General features: G+C 72.1%; 23 protein-coding genes. 19 read left to right on the top strand and 4 right to left on the bottom strand.

All coding sequences use genetic code 11. The annotated features are described in order from the left end of the window. The first annotated feature begins 3 nt into the window (after window positions 1–3). From hisD to hisF, 8 genes are read left to right on the top strand one after another with little or no spacing between them, the layout of a single operon-like run. Entirely contained in the window at window positions 4–1,329 is a 1,326-nt protein-coding gene (gene hisD / locus ACZ5Y0_RS26040; protein ID WP_469131103.1) for a histidinol dehydrogenase, read from the top strand. After that, window positions 1,326–2,432 (top strand): histidinol-phosphate transaminase, encoded by a 1,107-nt coding sequence (locus ACZ5Y0_RS26045; RefSeq protein WP_469131104.1) that lies wholly within the window; start codon window positions 1,326–1,328, stop codon window positions 2,430–2,432. The genes hisD and ACZ5Y0_RS26045 overlap by 4 nt, the downstream gene beginning before the upstream one ends. Continuing rightward, the gene (hisB, locus tag ACZ5Y0_RS26050; protein WP_079662945.1) at window positions 2,429–3,022 is read left to right on the top strand and encodes an imidazoleglycerol-phosphate dehydratase HisB; all 594 of its coding nucleotides are present in this window, start codon (window positions 2,429–2,431) and stop codon (window positions 3,020–3,022) included. The genes ACZ5Y0_RS26045 and hisB overlap by 4 nt, the downstream gene beginning before the upstream one ends. After that, window positions 3,019–3,183, top strand: coding sequence for a hypothetical protein (locus tag ACZ5Y0_RS26055; RefSeq protein ID WP_170109940.1), 165 nt, complete (start codon window positions 3,019–3,021; stop codon window positions 3,181–3,183). The genes hisB and ACZ5Y0_RS26055 overlap by 4 nt, the downstream gene beginning before the upstream one ends. Next, on the top strand, window positions 3,174–3,824 hold the full coding sequence (gene hisH / locus ACZ5Y0_RS26060) for an imidazole glycerol phosphate synthase subunit HisH (RefSeq protein WP_469131105.1): 651 nt from the start codon (window positions 3,174–3,176) through the stop codon (window positions 3,822–3,824). The genes ACZ5Y0_RS26055 and hisH overlap by 10 nt, the downstream gene beginning before the upstream one ends. Beyond that, a complete protein-coding gene (priA, locus tag ACZ5Y0_RS26065; protein WP_469131106.1) occupies window positions 3,821–4,546 on the top strand; it encodes a bifunctional 1-(5-phosphoribosyl)-5-((5-phosphoribosylamino)methylideneamino)imidazole-4-carboxamide isomerase/phosphoribosylanthranilate isomerase PriA in 726 nt (241 codons plus the stop codon). The genes hisH and priA overlap by 4 nt, the downstream gene beginning before the upstream one ends. Further along, a complete protein-coding gene (locus ACZ5Y0_RS26070) occupies window positions 4,543–4,938 on the top strand; it encodes a RidA family protein (protein WP_469131107.1) in 396 nt (131 codons plus the stop codon). The genes priA and ACZ5Y0_RS26070 overlap by 4 nt, the downstream gene beginning before the upstream one ends. 15 nt (window positions 4,939–4,953) lie before the next feature. After that, a complete protein-coding gene (gene hisF / locus ACZ5Y0_RS26075; RefSeq protein WP_469131108.1) occupies window positions 4,954–5,709 on the top strand; it encodes an imidazole glycerol phosphate synthase subunit HisF in 756 nt (251 codons plus the stop codon). 73 nt (window positions 5,710–5,782) lie between these two features. On the opposite strand, the gene ACZ5Y0_RS26080 is transcribed toward hisF, so the two are convergent. Both ACZ5Y0_RS26080 and ACZ5Y0_RS26085 read right to left on the bottom strand, forming a co-directional pair. After that, window positions 5,783–6,181 carry a VOC family protein gene (locus tag ACZ5Y0_RS26080; RefSeq protein ID WP_469131109.1) on the bottom strand — a complete coding sequence of 133 codons (399 nt, stop codon included), beginning with the start codon at window positions 6,179–6,181 and terminating at the stop codon, window positions 5,783–5,785. A gap of 7 nt (window positions 6,182–6,188) precedes the next feature. Then, window positions 6,189–6,824 carry a TIGR03085 family metal-binding protein gene (locus ACZ5Y0_RS26085; protein ID WP_469131110.1) on the bottom strand — a complete coding sequence of 212 codons (636 nt, stop codon included), beginning with the start codon at window positions 6,822–6,824 and terminating at the stop codon, window positions 6,189–6,191. An 82-nt stretch (window positions 6,825–6,906) separates the two neighbouring features. Here ACZ5Y0_RS26085 and hisI point away from each other — a divergent pair, with 82 nt between their 5' ends. From hisI to lgt, 11 genes are all read left to right on the top strand, one after another. Continuing rightward, window positions 6,907–7,302, top strand: coding sequence for a phosphoribosyl-AMP cyclohydrolase (hisI, locus tag ACZ5Y0_RS26090; RefSeq protein WP_469131111.1), 396 nt, complete (start codon window positions 6,907–6,909; stop codon window positions 7,300–7,302). An 11-nt stretch (window positions 7,303–7,313) separates the two neighbouring features. Then, window positions 7,314–8,792, top strand: a complete 1,479-nt coding sequence (locus tag ACZ5Y0_RS26095; protein WP_469131112.1) for an anthranilate synthase component I — start codon at window positions 7,314–7,316, stop codon at window positions 8,790–8,792. 93 nt (window positions 8,793–8,885) lie between these two features. Then, window positions 8,886–9,536, top strand: a complete 651-nt coding sequence (locus ACZ5Y0_RS26100; protein ID WP_469131113.1) for a TIGR02234 family membrane protein — start codon at window positions 8,886–8,888, stop codon at window positions 9,534–9,536. A 157-nt stretch (window positions 9,537–9,693) separates the two neighbouring features. Then, the gene (locus tag ACZ5Y0_RS26105; RefSeq protein WP_469131114.1) at window positions 9,694–9,945 is read left to right on the top strand and encodes an HGxxPAAW family protein; all 252 of its coding nucleotides are present in this window, start codon (window positions 9,694–9,696) and stop codon (window positions 9,943–9,945) included. Window positions 9,946–10,027: 82 nt separating this feature from the next. After that, entirely contained in the window at window positions 10,028–10,474 is a 447-nt protein-coding gene (locus ACZ5Y0_RS26110) for a DUF2752 domain-containing protein (RefSeq protein ID WP_469131115.1), read from the top strand. 138 nt (window positions 10,475–10,612) lie between these two features. Then, window positions 10,613–11,422 (top strand): indole-3-glycerol phosphate synthase TrpC, encoded by an 810-nt coding sequence (gene trpC, locus ACZ5Y0_RS26115; RefSeq protein ID WP_469131116.1) that lies wholly within the window; start codon window positions 10,613–10,615, stop codon window positions 11,420–11,422. Between the two features lie 20 nt (window positions 11,423–11,442). Then, entirely contained in the window at window positions 11,443–11,688 is a 246-nt protein-coding gene (gene trpM / locus ACZ5Y0_RS26120; protein ID WP_469131117.1) for a tryptophan biosynthesis modulator TrpM, read from the top strand. Between the two features lie 57 nt (window positions 11,689–11,745). Then, window positions 11,746–13,029, top strand: a complete 1,284-nt coding sequence (trpB, locus tag ACZ5Y0_RS26125; RefSeq protein ID WP_469131118.1) for a tryptophan synthase subunit beta — start codon at window positions 11,746–11,748, stop codon at window positions 13,027–13,029. After that, window positions 13,026–13,862 carry a tryptophan synthase subunit alpha gene (trpA, locus tag ACZ5Y0_RS26130; protein ID WP_469131119.1) on the top strand — a complete coding sequence of 279 codons (837 nt, stop codon included), beginning with the start codon at window positions 13,026–13,028 and terminating at the stop codon, window positions 13,860–13,862. Before trpB ends, trpA begins: the two co-directional genes overlap by 4 nt. 88 nt (window positions 13,863–13,950) lie before the next feature. Further along, window positions 13,951–14,727, top strand: a complete 777-nt coding sequence (locus ACZ5Y0_RS26135; RefSeq protein ID WP_469131120.1) for a DsbA family protein — start codon at window positions 13,951–13,953, stop codon at window positions 14,725–14,727. A gap of 82 nt (window positions 14,728–14,809) precedes the next feature. Further along, window positions 14,810–15,838, top strand: coding sequence for a prolipoprotein diacylglyceryl transferase (gene lgt / locus ACZ5Y0_RS26140; RefSeq protein WP_469131121.1), 1,029 nt, complete (start codon window positions 14,810–14,812; stop codon window positions 15,836–15,838). A gap of 72 nt (window positions 15,839–15,910) precedes the next feature. On the opposite strand, the gene ACZ5Y0_RS26145 is transcribed toward lgt, so the two are convergent. Both ACZ5Y0_RS26145 and ACZ5Y0_RS26150 read right to left on the bottom strand, forming a co-directional pair. Beyond that, window positions 15,911–16,735 (bottom strand): HpcH/HpaI aldolase/citrate lyase family protein, encoded by an 825-nt coding sequence (locus tag ACZ5Y0_RS26145; protein ID WP_469131122.1) that lies wholly within the window; start codon window positions 16,733–16,735, stop codon window positions 15,911–15,913. After that, window positions 16,732–17,946, bottom strand: a complete 1,215-nt coding sequence (locus tag ACZ5Y0_RS26150) for a CaiB/BaiF CoA transferase family protein (RefSeq protein ID WP_469131123.1) — start codon at window positions 17,944–17,946, stop codon at window positions 16,732–16,734. Before ACZ5Y0_RS26150 ends, ACZ5Y0_RS26145 begins: the two co-directional genes overlap by 4 nt. Between the last annotated feature and the right edge of the window lie 29 nt (window positions 17,947–17,975).

The raw sequence follows: 17,975 nt of genomic DNA on the forward strand, positions 1-17,975 counted from the left end.
CACGTGATCTCCCGAATCGATCTGCGCGGCGACGCCCTCCCCGAGGGCCCCGCCCTGCGCGACCTGCTGCCCCGAGCCGACTTCGACGTCTCGGCCGCCCTCGAGAAGGTGCGTCCGATCTGCGAGGCCGTGCATCATCGGGGCGACGCGGCGCTGATCGACTTCGCCGAGAAGTTCGACGGTGTCCGGCTCGACCAGGTCCGGGTTCCGGCCGAGGCCCTCGGCCGCGCCCTCGAAGAACTCGACCCGGCGGTACGCGCGGCCCTGGAGGAGTCCATCCGACGCGCCCGTCTCGTCCACCGCGAACAGCGCCGTACGAGCCACACGACGCAGGTGGTGCCCGGCGGTTCCGTGACCGAGAAGTGGGTTCCGGTCGACCGGGTCGGCCTGTACGCGCCCGGCGGCCGGTCGGTCTACCCCTCGTCCGTGATCATGAACGTGGTCCCGGCCCAGGAGGCCGGCGTCGAGTCGATCGCGCTCGCCTCCCCGGCCCAGGCCGACTTCGGCGGACTGCCGCACCCGACGATCCTCGCCGCGTGCGCGCTGCTGGGCGTCGACGAGGTGTACGCGGCCGGCGGCGCCACCGCCGTCGCGATGTTCGCCTACGGCACCGAGTCCTGTCCGCCCGCCGACATGGTCACCGGCCCGGGCAACATCTGGGTCGCCGCCGCCAAGCGCTACTTCACCGGCAGGATCGGCATCGACGCCGAGGCCGGCCCGACGGAGATCGCGGTTCTGGCCGACTCCACCGCCGATCCCGTCCACGTCGCCGCCGACCTGATCAGCCAGGCCGAGCACGACCCCCTGGCCGCCGCCGTCCTGGTCACCGACTCCGCCGAGCTGGCGGACGCGGTCGAGCGGGAGCTGGAGCCGCAGGTGGCGGCCACCAGGCACATCGACGACCGGATCGTCCCGGCCCTCAAGGGCAGGCAGTCCGCGATCGTCCTCGTCGACGGCGTCGACGAGGGCCTGCGCGTGGTCGACGCCTACGGCGCCGAGCACCTGGAGATCCAGACGGCCGACGCCGCCGCGGTCGCCGACCGGGTGCGGAACGCGGGCGCGATCTTCGTCGGGCCCTGGGCGCCCGTGTCGCTCGGCGACTACGCCGCCGGGTCCAACCACGTCCTGCCCACCGGCGGCTGCGCCTGCCACTCCTCCGGCCTGTCCGTGCAGTCCTTCCTGCGCGGCATCCACATCGTCGACTACACGAAGGACGCGCTGGCCGACGTCGCGCACCACGTGGTCACGCTGGCGGAGGCGGAGGACCTGCCCGCGCACGGCGCGGCGATCAAGGCACGGTTCGGCTGGAAGGTTCCGGAGAGCAAGTGACAGGCATCGACGATCTCCCCGTACGGGACGAGCTGCGCGGCAAGTCCCCCTACGGCGCGCCCCAGTTGGACGTGCCGGTACGGCTGAACACCAACGAGAACCCCTACCCGCTGCCCGAGGCGCTCGTCGAGCGCATCACCGAGCGCGTCCGTGAGGCCGCCCGCGACCTCAACCGCTACCCCGACCGGGACGCCGTCGAGCTGCGCACCCGGCTCGCCGCGTACCTGACGGACACGTCCGGGTACGCGGTCGGCCCGGCGAACGTCTGGGCCGCCAACGGCTCCAACGAGGTCATCCAGCAACTGCTCCAGACCTTCGGCGGACCGGGCCGTACGGCGATCGGCTTCGAGCCGTCGTACTCGATGCACGGCCTCATCGCGCGCGGCACCGGCACCGGATGGATCTCCGGGCCGCGCGACGAGGACTTCACCATCGACCTCCCGGCCGCCGAGAAGGCCATCGCGCGGAACCGGCCGGACGTCGTCTTCGTCACCACCCCCAACAACCCCACCGGCACCGCCGTCCCGGCCGAGACGGTCCTCGCGCTCCACGAGGCCGCGCAGGCCGCCAAGCCGTCCATGGTGATCGTGGACGAGGCCTACATCGAGTTCAGCCACGGCGACTCGCTGCTGCCGCTGCTCGAAGGTCGGCCGAATCTCGTCGTCTCGCGGACGATGTCGAAGGCCTTCGGCGCGGCCGGCCTGCGCCTCGGCTACCTCGCCGCCCACCCGGCCGTCGTGGACGCCGTCCAGCTGGTCCGGCTGCCGTACCACCTGTCGGCCGTCACCCAGGCGACCGCCCTGGCCGCCCTGGAGCACACCGGCACGCTGCTCAAGTACGTCGAGCAGCTCAAGGCGGAGCGGGACCGGCTGGTGGGCGAACTGACCGGGCTCGGCTACGAGGTGACCGCCTCCGACGCCAACTTCGTGCAGTTCGGCCGCTTCGAGGACGCGCACGCGATGTGGCGGAAGATTCTGGACCGGGGCGTCCTGGTCCGCGACAACGGCGTACCGGGATGGCTGCGGGTCACCGCCGGGACCCCCGAAGAGAACGACGCGTTCCTCGACGCGGTCCGTGAGATCAAGAAGGAGCAGGGTTCATGAGCCGTGTCGGACGCGTGGAGCGCACGACCAAGGAGACGTCCGTCCTGGTCGAGATCAATCTGGACGGCACCGGCAAGGTCGATGTGTCGACCGGCGTCGGCTTCTACGACCACATGCTCGACCAGCTCGGCCGGCACGGTCTGTTCGACCTGACCGTGAAGACCGACGGCGACCTGCACATCGACTCCCACCACACCATCGAGGACACCGCCCTCGCGCTGGGCGCCGCCTTCAAGCAGGCCCTCGGCGACAAGGTGGGCATCTACCGCTTCGGCAACTGCACGGTCCCCCTGGACGAGTCCCTCGCCCAGGTCACCGTCGACCTCTCCGGCCGCCCGTACCTCGTGCACACCGAGCCCGAGAACATGGCGCCGATGATCGGCGAGTACGACACCACGATGACCCGGCACATCCTGGAGTCCTTCGTCGCCCAGGCGCAGATCGCGCTGCACGTGCACGTGCCCTACGGGCGCAACGCGCACCACATCGTGGAATGCCAGTTCAAGGCGCTGGCCCGAGCCCTGCGCTACGCCTCCGAGCGCGACCCGCGCGCGGCGGGCATCCTCCCCTCCACGAAGGGCGCGCTGTGACCGGCCTGTCGACCATCCTGATCGTCGTCGGCCTCTTCCTGGCCGGCGGCATCTACTCCTTCGTCAAGCAGGACATGCCGAGGAGCCTGATCGTGCTGCTCTCCATCGGCGCCGCGATGTGTCTGGTCGCGGGTGTGATGAGGCTGGAGGTGTGGAGTTGACCGCCGCATCCAAGAAGGTCGTGGTCTTCGACTACGGCTTCGGCAACGTCCGCTCCGCCGAGCGCGCCCTCGCGCGCGCCGGGGCCGACGTCGAGATCACGCGTGACTTCGACACGGCGATGAACGCCGACGGACTGCTGGTGCCGGGCGTCGGCGCCTTCGCCGCCTGCATGCAGGGCCTGCGGGCCGCGCGCGGCGACTGGATCGTCGACCGCCGGCTGTCCGGCGGACGGCCGGTGATGGGCATCTGCGTCGGCATGCAGATCCTCTTCGCCCGCGGCATCGAGCACGGCGTGGAGACCGAGGGCCTCGACGAGTGGCCCGGCGCGGTCGAGCCGCTCCAGGCCCAGGTCGTCCCCCACATGGGCTGGAACACCGTGGACGCCCCGGCCGACTCCCAGCTGTTCGCCGGCCTGGCCCCGGACGCCCGCTTCTACTTCGTGCACTCCTACGCCGTCCAGGACTGGTCCTTCGACGAGCACAACCCCACGATGCAGGCGCCCAGGGTGACCTGGTCGACGCACGGCAAACCGTTCGTGGCCGCCGTGGAGAACGGCCCGCTGTGGGCCACCCAGTTCCACCCCGAGAAGTCCGGCGACGCCGGAGCCCAGCTCCTCACCAACTGGATCGGAACCCTGTGAGCAAGCTCGAACTCCTCCCCGCCGTCGACGTCCGCGACGGCCAGGCCGTCCGGCTCGTGCACGGTGAGTCGGGGACGGAAACTTCTTACGGTTCGCCCCTCGACGCCGCCCTCGCCTGGCAGCACTCGGGCGCCGAGTGGCTGCACCTGGTCGACCTGGACGCCGCGTTCGGCACCGGAGACAACCGCGCGCTGATCGCCGAGGTCGCCGGCGCCATGGACATCAAGGTGGAGCTGTCCGGCGGCATCCGCGACGACGACACCCTCGCCGCCGCCCTCGCCACCGGCTGCACCCGCGTCAACCTGGGAACGGCGGCGCTGGAGACCCCCGAGTGGGTCGCGAAGGTCATCGCCGAGCACGGCGACAAGATCGCCGTCGGCCTCGACGTACGGGGCACCACCCTGCGCGGCCGCGGCTGGACCCGTGACGGCGGTGACCTCTACGAGACGCTGGAGCGCCTCGACAAGGAGGGCTGCGCGCGGTACGTCGTCACGGACATCGCCAAGGACGGCACCCTCCAGGGCCCCAACCTGGAGCTGCTGCGCAATGTGTGCGCGGCGACGGACCGGCCGGTCGTGGCCTCCGGCGGGGTGTCCTCGCTCGACGACCTGCGCGCCATCGCCGAACTGGTGCCCCTCGGTGTCGAGGGCGCCATCGTCGGGAAGGCGCTGTACGCGAAGGCGTTCACCCTGGAAGAGGCCCTGGAGGCTGTGTCGTCATGACGTCCGAAGCCGTACGGCGTGTGCAGAGCGGTAGTCCCTGGGAAGAGAGCTTCGGTTTCGCGCGCGCCGTCGCGGCGGGCGACCTGGTGCTGGTGGCGGGCACGACGTCCTTCAAGGGCAGCGTGCTGTACGGGGAGGGCAATCCCTACGAGCAGGCCAAGGTGGCCTTCACCAGCGCCCTGGAGGCGATCGCCGAGTTCGGGCTGGGACCCGAATCGGTGCTCAGGACCCGGATGCACCTGGCGCATCCACGCGACGTCGACGAGGTGGGCCGGGCCCACAAGGAACTCTTCGACACCGTGCGCCCGGCCGCGACCCTGCTGATCGTGGAGGGGTTCATCGATCCGCGGGTCCTGGTCTCCGTGGAACTGGAAGCATTCAGAGGCAAGTAGAGGAGCCGTGGATTCATGACCCTGGCGGTCCGAGTCATCCCCTGCCTGGACGTGGACAACGGCCGGGTCGTCAAGGGTGTCAACTTCCAGAACCTGCGCGACGCGGGCGACCCCGTCGAAATGGCGAAGGTGTACGACGCCGAGGGCGCCGACGAGCTGACGTTCCTGGACATCACCGCCTCGTCGGGCAACCGTGAGACCACCTACGACGTGGTGCGCCGCACGGCCGAGCAGGTGTTCATCCCGCTCACCGTCGGCGGCGGGGTGCGCGCCCCCGAGGACGTGGACAGACTGCTGCGGGCCGGCGCCGACAAGGTCGGGGTCAACACGGCCGCGATCGCCCGCCCGGAGCTGATCAAGGAGATCGCCGAGCGCTTCGGCAGCCAGGTGCTGGTCCTGTCGGTGGACGCCCGCCGTACCGAGTCCGGCTCCTTCGAGGTCACCACCCACGGCGGCCGTCGCGGCACCGGCATCGACGCCGTCGAGTGGGCCCACCGGGCCGCCGAGCTGGGCGCGGGCGAGATCCTGCTCAACTCGATGGACGCGGACGGCACCAAGGACGGCTACGACCTGGAGATGATCGCCGCCGTCCGCAAGCACGTATCGGTCCCGGTGATCGCCTCCGGCGGCGCCGGCAGACTCTCCGACTTCCCCCCGGCGATCGAGGCGGGAGCCGACGCCGTCCTGGCCGCCTCGGTGTTCCACTTCGGCGACCTGCGCATCGGTGAGGTGAAGAACGCCCTGCGGGGGGCGGGACATCCCGTGCGCTGACCCCTTCGCGCGTCGGGGAACGCCCCGGTCACCTGGTGGCCGGGGCGTTCCCGTGAGCAGGTACGAGCGCGACCTACTCCCTCGGCTGGGTCAGCTGCACGTAGTTGCCGACCGTGTCGTCCAGGACGGCCGTGATCACCGGACCCTGCTCCCGGGGCTCCTGGGCGAAGTGCACGCCGAGGGCGCTCAGCCGGTCGAACTCGGCCCGCATGTCGTCCACCGAGAACACGATGCAGGGCAGCGCGGCCTCCCGCAGCGCCGCGCGGTACGGCTCGGCGATCGGGCCCTGACCGGGCTCCAGCAGCAGCTGGAGGTCCCGCTGGGCGCCCCCGGGCGCGCCCACGGTGACGTACTGAGCGCCGTGGCCCAGGTCCAGGTGGACGCGGGTCTCGAAGCCGAGGACGTCGGTGTAGAAGGCGTGGGCCCTGGCGACGTCGTCGACGTACACGCTGGTCACGGCGACCTTGATCACTGCGGCCTCAGATGCCGAGCTGCTTGCCGCTGTGCAGTCTGGTGATGGCGTCCTCGTCGCCGACCAGGTCCACCCTGGCGGCGCTCTGCCGGCCGTAGAGGAACAGCAGCAGCTCCGAGGGATCGCCCGTCGCCGTGACGACCGGGGTGCCGCGGTTGGCGACCGCCGTGCGGCCGTCGGGGCGGCGCAGCACCAGGCCGGTCGGGGCGGAGCGGCCCATCAGCCGGGCCGTGCGCTCCAGGCGCGACCACAGGGCGTCCTGGAAGACCGGGTCCAGTTCGCGGGGGGTCCAGTCGGGCTGGGCACGCCGGACGTCCTCGCCGTGCACGTAGAACTCGACGATGTTCGACGCCTCGTCGAGCTGCTTGAGCTGGAAGGGGGAGAAACGCGGCGGGCCGGTACGGATCAGCTGCACCAGCTCCTCGTACGGCTTGGCGGCGAACTCCTCCATCGCCTTGTCCAGTCGGGACGAGAGCTGCTTGATGAGCAGCCCCCCGGCAGCGTCGGGCCGGCGCTCGCGCACCACGACGTGCGCGGCCAGGTCGCGGGTCCGCCAGCCCTCGCAGAGGGTCGGCGCCTCCGGGCCCGCCGTCTCCAGGAGGTCTGCGAGAAGGAGCCGTTCACGCTTGGCGAAAGTCGACATGCGGTCAGCCTACGACCGGCCGACGGGTCCGCACAGTGGACGTCGGCCCGGGGGTGTCACCGCCACGCGGCACAATGGCCCCATGACCAGCAACCTCGACCCGGAGATCGCCGCGCGTCTCAAGCGCAGCCCGGACGGCCTCCTGCCCGCCATCGCCCAGCAGTACGACACCGGAGAGGTGCTCATGCTCGGCTGGATGGACGACGAGGCGCTGCACCGCACCCTGACGACCGGCCGGTGCACGTACTGGTCGCGCAGCCGCCGGGAGTACTGGGTCAAGGGCGACACCTCCGGCCACTTCCAGTGGGTCAGGTCGGTGGCCCTCGACTGCGACGCCGACACCGTGCTGGTCAAGGTCGACCAGGTCGGCGCCGCCTGCCACACCGGCGCCCGCACCTGCTTCGACGCGGACGTGCTGTTCGAGGCCACCGTCGGCCAGGGCGACGCCGATTCCGCCGTACCGGCCTCGGATCAGTAAGGTCAGCCGCCATGGATCTTGAGACGTTCCGCAAGCTGGCCACCGACCGCCGCGTCGTTCCGGTCACCCGCAAGCTCCTCGCGGACGGCGACACCCCCGTCGCCCTCTACCGCAAGCTCGCCGCCGAGCGCCCCGGCACGTTCCTGCTGGAGTCCGCGGAGAACGGCCGCTCCTGGTCCCGGTACTCGTTCGTCGGCGTGCGCTCGGCCGCCACGCTCACCGCACGCGACGGACAGGCCCAGTGGCTCGGCACCCCGCCCGTCGGCGTCCCCGTCGACGGCGACCCGCTGGCCGCCCTGCGCGCCACCATCGAGGCCCTGCACACCCCCCACCAGGAGGGCCTGCCGCCCTTCACCGGCGGCATGGTCGGCTACCTGGGCTACGACATCGTCCGCCGGCTGGAGAAGATCGGCCCCGGCGAGCGCGACGACCTGAGGCTGCCCGAGCTGACCATGCTCCTCACCAGCGACCTCGCCGTGATGGACCACTGGGAGGGATCGGTCCTCCTGATCGCCAACGCGATCAACCACAACGACCTCGACACGGGAGTGGACGAGGCCTACGCGGACGCCGTCGCCCGCCTCGACGCCATGGAGGCGGACCTCTCGCGCGCGGTGGCCCAGCCGCCCGCCGTCCTGCCCCCTTCCGAACTCCCCGCGTACACCGCCCGCTGGGGCGGCCCCGACTTCCAGCGGGCCGTCGAGGACGTCAAGGAGCGCATCCGCGCGGGGGAGGCGTTCCAGGTCGTCCCCTCCCAGCGTTTCGAGACGCCGTGCACGGCGAGCGCGCTGGACGTCTACCGGGTCCTGCGGGCCACCAACCCCTCGCCGTACATGTACCTGTTCCGCTTCGACGGTTTCGACGTCGTGGGCTCCTCCCCGGAGGCCCTGGTGAAGGTCGAGGACGGGCGGGCCATGGTCCACCCCATCGCCGGCACCCGGCACCGCGGGGCGACCCCGCAGGAGGACCAGGCCCTGGCCGACGAACTGCTGGCCGATCCCAAGGAGCGTGCCGAGCACCTCATGCTCGTCGACCTGGGGCGCAACGACCTGGGGCGGGTCTGCGAACCCGGCTCCGTCGAGGTGGTCGACTTCATGTCCGTCGAGCGCTACTCCCACGTCATGCACATCGTCTCGACGGTCACCGGCCGGGTCGCGCCGGGCCGCACCGCCTTCGACGTCCTCACCGCCTGCTTCCCGGCGGGCACCCTCTCCGGCGCACCCAAGCCCCGCGCGATGCAGATCATCGACGAACTGGAACCCTCCCGCCGCGGTCTGTACGGCGGCTGCGTCGGCTACCTGGACTTCGCCGGCGACTCCGACACCGCCATCGCCATCCGCACCGCCCTGCTGCGCGACGGCACCGCCTACGTCCAGGCCGGCGCCGGCGTCGTCGCCGACTCCGACCCGGTCGCCGAGGACCAGGAGTGCCGCAACAAGGCGGCGGCCGTGCTCCGCGCGGTCCACACGGCCAACCGGCTGGCCAAGTAGGGGCGGCCGGCGCGGAGTAGGAAGGACCGGGAGCGGAGTAGGACAAGTGTCACGTGCGCCCCGGGTGCCGGTTCGCCGGAGGTTCAAGCGATAGTGGAGCACGTGACTGCTGTTCCTCATCCCCGTTCCCAAGCCGCCGCTCCCGCCCGGTCGGGCCGCCGCAGCCTCGCGCTCGCCCTGATGTGCGGCGCGCTGGGCGCGGCAGTGGCCCTGCTCGCGACCCGGCAGCGTTGGTCGCAGGGCACGGCGACGGTGGCCGGCGGCGCGTTCCCCCTGACCGCCAAGGGCAGTGACGTCACGGGCGTCCCCGCGGCGCTCGCCATAGTGGGCCTCGCCGCGCTCGTCGCCGTCTTCGCCGTCCGCAGGGCGGGCCGCCTCGCCGTCTCCGCCCTCCTGACGCTCTCCGGCGCCGGAATCGTCGCCGCCGCGCTGTTCGGCGCCTCCGACAGCTCCGCCCTCGACGACAAGGCCGCCAAGGCCTCCGGCGACACCTCCGCGACCGTCGCCTCCCTCACCCACACGGCCTGGCCCTACGCCGCCGCGGTGGGCGGCGCCCTGATCCTCCTGGCCGGCCTGCTCGCCCTGCGCTACGGCCGCCTGTGGCCGGGCATGTCGGGCCGCTACGAGCGCGACGGCGCCCCCCGCCCGCGCCGCAGGGCCCCGGTCGTCGACCCCGACCGTCCCGAGGACATGTGGAAGGCCCTGGACCGTGGTGAGGACCCCACGGGCATGGACCCGGCCTGATCCGCACCCGTCCGGTTTCCCGATGTGGCGAACCAGACTCGACCGGCAACCGACCCCAGCACTTGGCACGCGCGCGCGTACGGGACAATGGACGCCGAGCCTCAGGCTCGGACACGTACGACCCGTACGCCACATAGACAGCAACGAGGAGCAAGTCATGGCGGGCAGCAGCCACGGACACACCCCGGCCGCCTGGACCGGTGTCATCATCGCCTTCATCGGTTTCTGCGTCTCGGGCGCGTTCGTGGTGATGGCCGAGCCGGTCGGCTTCTGGGCGGGCCTGGCGATCGTGGCCCTCGGCGGTGTCGTCGGCGGCGTCATGAAGGCCATGGGCCTCGGCATGCCGAAGTCCGCCCACCCGGTGCACCAGGTGACGGCGACGCGAGAGCCGGCCGTGGCCGAGCGCTGAACCCGGCGCACGACCTCGTCCGAGGGGCGGCCGGTGCGCACCGGCCGCCCCTCGCGCGCGCGTGGACCCGTGGCGGGGCACAATGCGAGGCGTGAACGCCGACAGCCACAGCGTGACGCCGCCCGCTCCCGAGCCCGTCCTGCCCCGGCTCGCGGTGCCCGCCGGGATCCTCGCGGCCGTCGTCGGCGCCTTCGCGTACGTGGCCGCCGTCGACCCCAACGAGCCGGGCCACTACCCGGTCTGCCCCCTGCTGCGGGTCACGGGCCTCTACTGCCCCGGCTGCGGCGGCCTGCGCAGTGCGCACGCCTTCGCGCACGGCGACCTGGCGACCGCCCTGCACGCCAATGCGTTGGCCGTGGCCTCCTACGCACTCTTCGCCGTGCTGTGGACCGTCTGGGTGGTCCGCGTCGCGCGGGACCGACCGGTCCGCATCGATCCGGGACCGGTACAGCTGTGGACGCTGGGCGCGTTGCTGCTGGTCTTCACGGTTGTCCGGAACCTGCCGTACGGCGGCTGGTTGCATCCTTGATCACCGGGCGAACGTCCAGGTAGTGGGACCGCCCATCACCGGATGTGAGGCCATCGGCCTCCTCCGGATACCATCGCAGTGACCATCTATTCGCTCTGGTCGCTGGAACTGTCAACCGTCTGGAAGGGGGCCGCTCGCGTGAGTGTGCTCGACGAGATCATCGACGGAGTCCGTGCCGACCTCGCGGAGCGGCAGGCGCGCGTCAGCCTCGACGAGCTCAAGGAGCGCGCGGCCAACGCCCCCGCGGCCAAGGACGGGGTCGCCGCGCTCAGGGGCGACGGCGTCAAGGTGATCTGCGAGGTGAAGCGCTCCAGCCCCTCCAAGGGCGCGCTGGCCGCGATCGCGGACCCGGCCGCACTGGCCGCCGACTACGAGGCGGGCGGCGCCGCCGTCATCTCCGTCCTCACCGAACAGCGCCGCTTCGGCGGCTCGCTCGCCGACCTCGAAGCGGTCCGCGCACGCGTCGACATCCCGGTGCTGCGCAAGGACTTCGTCGTCACGTCGTACCAGCTGTGGGAGGCCCGCGCGTACGGCGCCGACCTCGTGCTGCTGATCGTCGCGGCCCTCGACCAGGCGGCCCTGGAGTCGCTGATCGAGCGCGCCGTCTCCATCGGCCTCACCCCGCTCGTCGAGGTGCACGACGAGGACGAGGTCGAGCGCGCGGTGGACGCGGGCGCCCAGGTGATCGGCGTCAACGCGCGCAACCTCAAGACCCTCGAGGTCGACCGGGGCACGTTCGAGCGGGTCGCCCCCGAGATCCCGGACCACCTCGTCAAGATCGCCGAGTCCGGCGTCCGGGGCCCGCACGACCTCATCGCCTACGCCAACGCCGGCGCCGACGCGGTCCTGGTCGGCGAGTCCCTCGTCACCGGCCGCGACCCCAGGACGGCGGTCGCCGACCTGGTGGCGGCGGGCGAACACCCCGCACTGCGGCACGGCCGGGGCTGACCCCGCTAGGCTTGGCACCGATGACGTTCACCACCACCACGGCCATGGACCGCTACGCCCGCCTCGCGCGCGGCTGCCGGCCCCGTGGCTGCCGCGCGCCCGCGCGGCGGGTGCACGGCAGGCGCGTGCGTTACGTCATCGGTGACGAGCCCGGCCAGGTGAACGGCATGCGATGGCAGCGCCCCGTCAGGGGCGCGGGGCTCTGTCAAGGGCGCGGCCACCGCCGCGCGGGCGCGACCAGCCACAGCGGTCGCGCAGCCGGCTGACAAACCCTGCCCCCACGGCGATCAGTGATCCGCACACACTCACCGTGAGGTTTCCGCATGCCCAGCGAGTTCTTCATTCCCGACCCCGAGGGTCAGGTCCCCACCGCCGAAGGCTACTTCGGCGCCTTCGGCGGCAAGTTCATCCCGGAGGCCCTCGTCGCCGCCGTGGACGAGGTCGCCGTCGAGTACGACAAGGCCAAGCACGACCCCGAGTTCGCCCGCGAACTCGACGACCTGCTCGCCCACTACACCGGCCGGCCCAGCTCCCTGACCGAGGTGCCGCGGTTCGCCGAACACGCCGGTGGGGCCCGGGTGTTCCTCAAGCGCGAGGATCTGAACCACACCGGCTCCCACAAGATCAACAATGTGCTCGGCCAGGCCCTGCTCACCAAGCGCATGGGCAAGACGCGCGTCATCGCGGAGACGGGCGCCGGCCAGCACGGCGTCGCCACCGCCACCGCCTGCGCGCTGTTCGGCCTCGAATGCACCATCTACATGGGCGAGATCGACACCCGGCGGCAGGCGCTCAACGTGGCCCGGATGCGCATGCTCGGCGCCGAGGTCGTCTCGGTGAAGTCCGGCAGCCGCACGTTGAAGGACGCCATCAACGAGGCCTTCCGCGACTGGGTCGCCAACGTCGACCGAACCCACTACCTGTTCGGCACGGTCGCCGGACCGCACCCCTTCCCGGCGATGGTCCGCGACTTCCACCGCGTCATCGGCGTAGAGGCCCGCCGTCAGGTCCTGGAGCGTGCCGGACGCCTGCCCGACGCGGCCGTCGCCTGTGTCGGCGGCGGTTCCAACGCCATCGGCCTCTTCCACGCCTTCATCCCGGACGCCGGCGTACGCCTCATCGGCTGCGAGCCGGCGGGGCACGGCGTCGAGACGGGTGAGCACGCGGCCACCCTCACCGCAGGCGAACCCGGCATCCTGCACGGCTCCCGCTCCTACGTCCTCCAGGACGACGAGGGCCAGATCACCGAGCCGTACTCCATCTCGGCCGGTCTGGACTACCCGGGCATCGGCCCCGAGCACTCCTATCTCAAGGACAGCGGCCGCGGCGAGTACCGCGCGGTCACCGACGACGCGGCCATGCAGGCGCTGCGCCTGCTGTCGCGCACCGAGGGCATCATCCCGGCCATCGAGAGCGCGCACGCGCTGGCCGGCGCCCTGGCGGTCGGCAAGGAGCTGGGCACGGACGGTCTCATCGTCGTCAACCTGTCCGGTCGCGGCGACAAGGACATGGACACGGCCGCCCGTTACTTCGGCCTGTACGACACCGACGCCGAGGTCGCCGCCGACGCGGCGGACACCGCCGAGATCGAGGGGGACGCCAAGTGAGCGGGGCCGCATCGAACAGCACGAAGGGCCGACTGCTGTCGGACACCCTCGCCGCCGCCAAGGCCGAGGGACGCGCCGCGCTCATCGCCTACCTCCCGGCCGGGTTCCCGACCGTCGACGGCGGCATCGCGGCGGTCAAGGCCGTCCTGGACGGCGGCGCCGACATCGTCGAGGTGGGTCTGCCGCACAGCGACCCCGTCCTCGACGGCCCGGTCATCCAGACCGCCGACGACATCGCCCTGCGCGGCGGCGTACGGATCGCGGACGTGATGCGCACGGTCCGCGAGGCGCACGCGGCCACCGGCAAGCCGGTGCTGGTCATGACGTACTGGAATCCCGTCGACCGCTACGGCGTCGAGCGCTTCACCGCCGAGCTGGCCGAGGCGGGCGGGGCGGGCTGCATCCTGCCCGACCTGCCCGTGCAGGAGTCGGCGCTGTGGAGAGAGCACGCCGACAAGCACGGACTCGCGACGGTCTTCGTCGTGGCGCCCAGCAGTCAGGACGAGCGGCTCGCCACGATCACCGAGGCGGGCAGCGGCTTCGTCTACGCCGCCTCGCTGATGGGTGTCACCGGCACTCGCGAGTCGGTGGGCGCGCAGGCCCAGAACCTGGTCGAGCGCACCCGCGCCACCGGTACCGGACTGCCCGTCTGCGTGGGCCTCGGGGTGTCCGACGCCCGGCAGGCCGCCGAGGTCGCGGGCTTCGCCGACGGGGTGATCGTCGGCTCGGCCTTCGTCAAGCGGATGCTCGACGCCCCGGACGACGCGGCCGGTGTCGAGGCCGTGCGCACACTCGCGGGCGAGCTGGCGAAGGGCGTGCGCGGCCAGGCGTAGCCCGGCCGTCGCCGGAAGATCAGTCACTCGAACGGGTGGACATGGGACCGGGGAGGCGCTGGGCGCCTCCCCGGTTCGTTCTCGGGGTGTGAGCGAGAAGAATCGTGACAGGAAGCGCACCGCCCGGGAGCGGCTGGCGGTCGAGCGTGAGAAGCAGAAGGCGGTGGAGCGGCGGCGCCGGACGCTGATCGTCGGCGTGAGTGTCGCCTGTGTACTGGGCCTGGCCGCGGTCATCGGCGTCGTCGCGGCGAACGCCGGCAAGGACGACGGCGACGACAGCGCCGGTCCGGTCGTGGCGCCCTCGGGCGCGCAGGGCAAGGACGCCCTCGCGATCCCGGTCGGAAAGGAGAGCGCCAAGTCCACGCTCACCGTGTGGGAGGACTTCCGCTGCCCGGCCTGCAAGTCCTTCGAGGACACCTACCGCTCGACCGTCCATGAGCTGACCGACGCCGGGAAACTCAAGGTGGAGTACCACCTGGCCACCATCATCGACGGCAACATGGGCGGCAGCGGCTCCCGTGCCGCGGCCAACGCCGCGGCCTGCGCCCAGGACGCCGGGAAGTTCCCCGCGTACCACGACGTGCTGTTCGAGAACCAGCCGGAGGAGAGCGACGACGCCTACGCCTCGGACGACGAGCTCCTCGAACTCGCCGGCAAGGTCGACGGCCTCGTCACGCCGGCCTTCCGGACCTGCGTGGAGAACGGCACGCACGACAGCTGGGTCGCCAAGTCCGGGAAGGCCTTCCGTACCGGCGGTTTCACCGGTACGCCGACCGTCCTGTTGAACGGCGAGAACGTCTACCAGGACCAGACGATGACGCCGGCCAAGCTGAAGAAGATGGTGGAGGAGGCCGACCGGGGGTGAGCCCCGCTCACCGGCCCGTTATGGAGCCGTAGCCGGGCTGCCCGCCGTGGGCCCGGCCCGGCACGGTAGCGTCGACCCTGCCATGGAACTTGCCTACATTCCCAGCCCGTCGCGCGGAGTGATCCACCTCGGCCCCATTCCGCTGCGCGGCTACGCCTTCTGCATCATCATCGGTGTCTTCGTCGCCGTCTGGCTCGGCAACAAGCGTTGGATCGCCCGGGGCGGGCGGGCCGGCACGGTGGCCGACATCGCCGTCTGGGCGGTGCCCTTCGGCCTGATCGGCGGCCGGCTCTACCACGTGATCACGGATTACGAGCTGTACTTCAGCGAGGGTCGCGACTGGGTGGACGCCTTCAAGATCTGGGAGGGCGGTCTCGGCATCTGGGGCGCGATCGCGCTCGGCGCGGTGGGCGCGTGGATCGGCTGCCGCCGCCGGGGCATCCCGCTGCCCGCGTGGGCCGACGCCCTCGCCCCCGGTATCGCCCTCGCGCAGGCGATCGGCCGCTGGGGCAACTGGTTCAACCAGGAGCTGTACGGCAAGGAGACCGACCTGCCGTGGGCCCTGCACATCACGTCCTCCCTGGACGGCCGGGTGCCGGGGTACTACCACCCGACGTTCCTGTACGAGTCGCTGTGGTGCATCGGTGTCGCCCTCCTCGTCATCTGGGCCGACCGCCGCTTCACGCTGGGCCACGGGCGGGCGTTCGCCCTGTACGTCGCCGCGTACTGCGCCGGTCGCTTCTGGATCGAGTACATGCGCGTCGACGACGCCCACCACATCCTCGGTCTGCGGCTGAACAACTGGACCGCGATGGTCGTCTTCGTGCTGGCAGTGGTGTACCTCGTGATCTCGGCGAAGAAGCGGCCGGGACGGGAGGCCGTGGTCGAACCGGGCGCGGACGGCCCTTCCGACGGTGCGACCGACGGTGACGGTGGGGCGAAGAAGGACGAGGCAGGGACCGCCGATTCCCCCGAGTCCGCGCGGGCCGCCGCGGAGGACGACGAGGAAGACGCGAAGGGCGGGACCGAAGGCAGGGAAGACGGCAAGGAAGGCGCCAAGGGCGAGGCGAAGGAGTCCGCCGAGTCCGAGTCGGCGGGCAAGAAACGCTGACGGCAGCTTCCACGACGAGGGCGCCCGGGGTCTCCGGGCGCCCTCGTCGTGGATGAGGGCCAGATCCGGTCGTCAGGTCCGGCGGGCCAGCGACAACGTCCGCCGGGCCGTCGCCACCACCGCCGCGTCGACGAAACGGCCGTCCGGCAGGGCCTGGGCGCCCGGCTCGGCGGCCGCCGCCTTGACGATCGCCTCGGCCTCCTCGATCTCCCGCCGGGTGGGCAGGTAGGCCCGTTCGATGACCGGGAGCTGGCGCGGATGGATCGCCGACCGGCCCAGAAAGCCCAGGGCGCGGCCGTGCGCGCAGGAGGACGCCAGGCCTTCGAGGTCGTGGATGTCGGGGTGGACCGACTGGGACGGCGGCGCCAGGCCGGCCGCCCGTGCGGCGACGACCACGCGAGAGCGGCACCAGTCGAGCCCCGCGTCCGCGCGCACGCCGAGGTCGGCGCGCAGGTCGGACTCGCCCAGGGAGACACCGCGCAGGTCGGGGTGCGCTCCGGCGATGGCGTAGGCGCGTTCGACGCCGAGGGCCGTTTCCAGCAGGGCGTGGAGCTCCGGACGTGGGCCGTGCTCCGCGACGCGGGTGGCGATCCGGGTGACCTGGGCGGGCGTCGTCACCTTGGGCAGGCGCAGGCCCCTGAGGCCGGGGAGGGCCGACACGGCCCGCAGGTCGGCGGCGGCGAGAGGGCCCTCCAGCGCGTTGACCCGGACGTGCACCGGGACCGGCTGTTCCTCGGAGAGCAGCTCGGCGGTGGCGGCGCGGGCGTACTCCTTGCGGTTGAGGGCGACCGCGTCCTCCAGATCGATCACGACGACGTCCGCCCCGCAGCGCAGGGCCTTGACGACGATGTGCGGGCGGTCGCCGGGCACGTACAGCCAGGTGAGCGGGAAGGTCACAGGGCGCCCTCCGCGCGCAGGGCCGTCAGGTCGGCCGGCGTGAGGCCCAGTTCGGTGAGGACCGCCTCGGTGTCCGCGCCGTGCGGGCGGCCCGCCCAGCGGATGGCGCCGGGGGTGGAGGACAGGCGGAAGAGGACGTTCTGCATGCGGATCGGGCCCAGTTCGGGGTCGTCGACCGTGGTGACGGTGTCGAGGGCCTGGTACTGCGGGTCGGTCAGCACGTCCCGTACGTCCTGGATCGGGGCGACCGCCGCTTCCGCCTTCTCGAAGGCGGCGAGGACGTCGGCGCGGCTGCGGGCGGCGACCCAGGTGGCGACCGCCGGGTCGAGGACGTCGGCGTGGGCGGCCCGTCCGGCGCCCGTGGCGAACCACGGCTCGTCGACGAGGTCGGGGCGGCCGACCAGCCGCATCACGCGCTCCGCCACCGACTGGGCCGACGTGGACACGGCGACCCAGGTGCCGTCGGCCGTGCGGTAGGTGTTGCGGGGGGCGTTGTTCGCGGAGCGGTTCCCGGTGCGCTCCTGGACGTACCCGAGCTGGTCGTACCAGAGCGGCTGCGGGCCGAGGACGGTCAGGATCGGTTCGATGATCGCCATGTCGACGACCTGGCCCTCGCCGGTGCGGTCACGGGCGGCGAGGGCCGTCATGACGGCGTACGACGTGGCCAGCGCCGCGATGGAGTCGGCGAGACCGAACGGCGGCAGGGTCGGGGGCGCGTCGGGTTCGCCGGTGATGGCGGCGAAGCCGCTCATCGCCTCGGCGAGGGTGCCGAAGCCGGGGCGGTGGGCGTACGGACCGAACTGGCCGAAGCCGGTGACGCGGGTGAGGACCAGTCGGGGGTTGACCGCCGACAGTTCCTCCCAGCCGAGGTCCCACTTCTCCAGGGTGCCGGGACGGAAGTTCTCGATGATCACGTCGGCGGTGGCGGCGAGGCGCAGCAGGGTGGCGCGTCCGCCGGGCTTGGACAGGTCCAGGGTGATCGCGCGCTTGTTGCGGCCCAGGAGCTTCCACCACAGGCCGACGCCGTTCCTGGAAGGGCCGTGGCCTCGGGACGGGTCGGGTTTCGTCGGGTGCTCGATCTTGACGACCTCCGCGCCGAAGTCACCGAGCATGGTGGCGGCGAGGGGGCCGGCGAAGAGGGTGGCCAGGTCGAGGACGCGCAGGCCGGCGAGGGGCGCGGTGCGGGTGCCCGCGTTGTTCGTTCCGGTCATGGCGTCACGGGGTCCGTGTTCGTGCTGCC

This window comes from Streptomyces sp. NPDC033216 (assembly GCF_055577115.1).

Excerpts from the sequence above, each read along its gene's own strand:
- hisB (WP_079662945.1), top strand. The coding sequence starts at position 2,429 with ATGAGCCGTGTCGGACGCGTGGAGCGCACGACCAAGGAGACGTCCGTC.
- ACZ5Y0_RS26070 (WP_469131107.1), top strand. The coding sequence starts at position 4,543 with ATGACGTCCGAAGCCGTACGGCGTGTGCAGAGCGGTAGTCCCTGGGAA.
- hisF (WP_469131108.1), top strand. The coding sequence starts at position 4,954 with ATGACCCTGGCGGTCCGAGTCATCCCCTGCCTGGACGTGGACAACGGC.
- ACZ5Y0_RS26085 (WP_469131110.1), bottom strand. The coding sequence starts at position 6,824 with ATGTCGACTTTCGCCAAGCGTGAACGGCTCCTTCTCGCAGACCTCCTG.
- hisI (WP_469131111.1), top strand. The coding sequence starts at position 6,907 with ATGACCAGCAACCTCGACCCGGAGATCGCCGCGCGTCTCAAGCGCAGC.
- ACZ5Y0_RS26095 (WP_469131112.1), top strand. The coding sequence starts at position 7,314 with ATGGATCTTGAGACGTTCCGCAAGCTGGCCACCGACCGCCGCGTCGTT.
- ACZ5Y0_RS26105 (WP_469131114.1), top strand. The coding sequence starts at position 9,694 with ATGGCGGGCAGCAGCCACGGACACACCCCGGCCGCCTGGACCGGTGTC.
- ACZ5Y0_RS26110 (WP_469131115.1), top strand. The coding sequence starts at position 10,028 with ATGCGAGGCGTGAACGCCGACAGCCACAGCGTGACGCCGCCCGCTCCC.
- trpM (WP_469131117.1), top strand. The coding sequence starts at position 11,443 with ATGACGTTCACCACCACCACGGCCATGGACCGCTACGCCCGCCTCGCG.
- trpB (WP_469131118.1), top strand. The coding sequence starts at position 11,746 with ATGCCCAGCGAGTTCTTCATTCCCGACCCCGAGGGTCAGGTCCCCACC.
- lgt (WP_469131121.1), top strand. The coding sequence starts at position 14,810 with ATGGAACTTGCCTACATTCCCAGCCCGTCGCGCGGAGTGATCCACCTC.
- ACZ5Y0_RS26150 (WP_469131123.1), bottom strand. The coding sequence starts at position 17,946 with ATGACCGGAACGAACAACGCGGGCACCCGCACCGCGCCCCTCGCCGGC.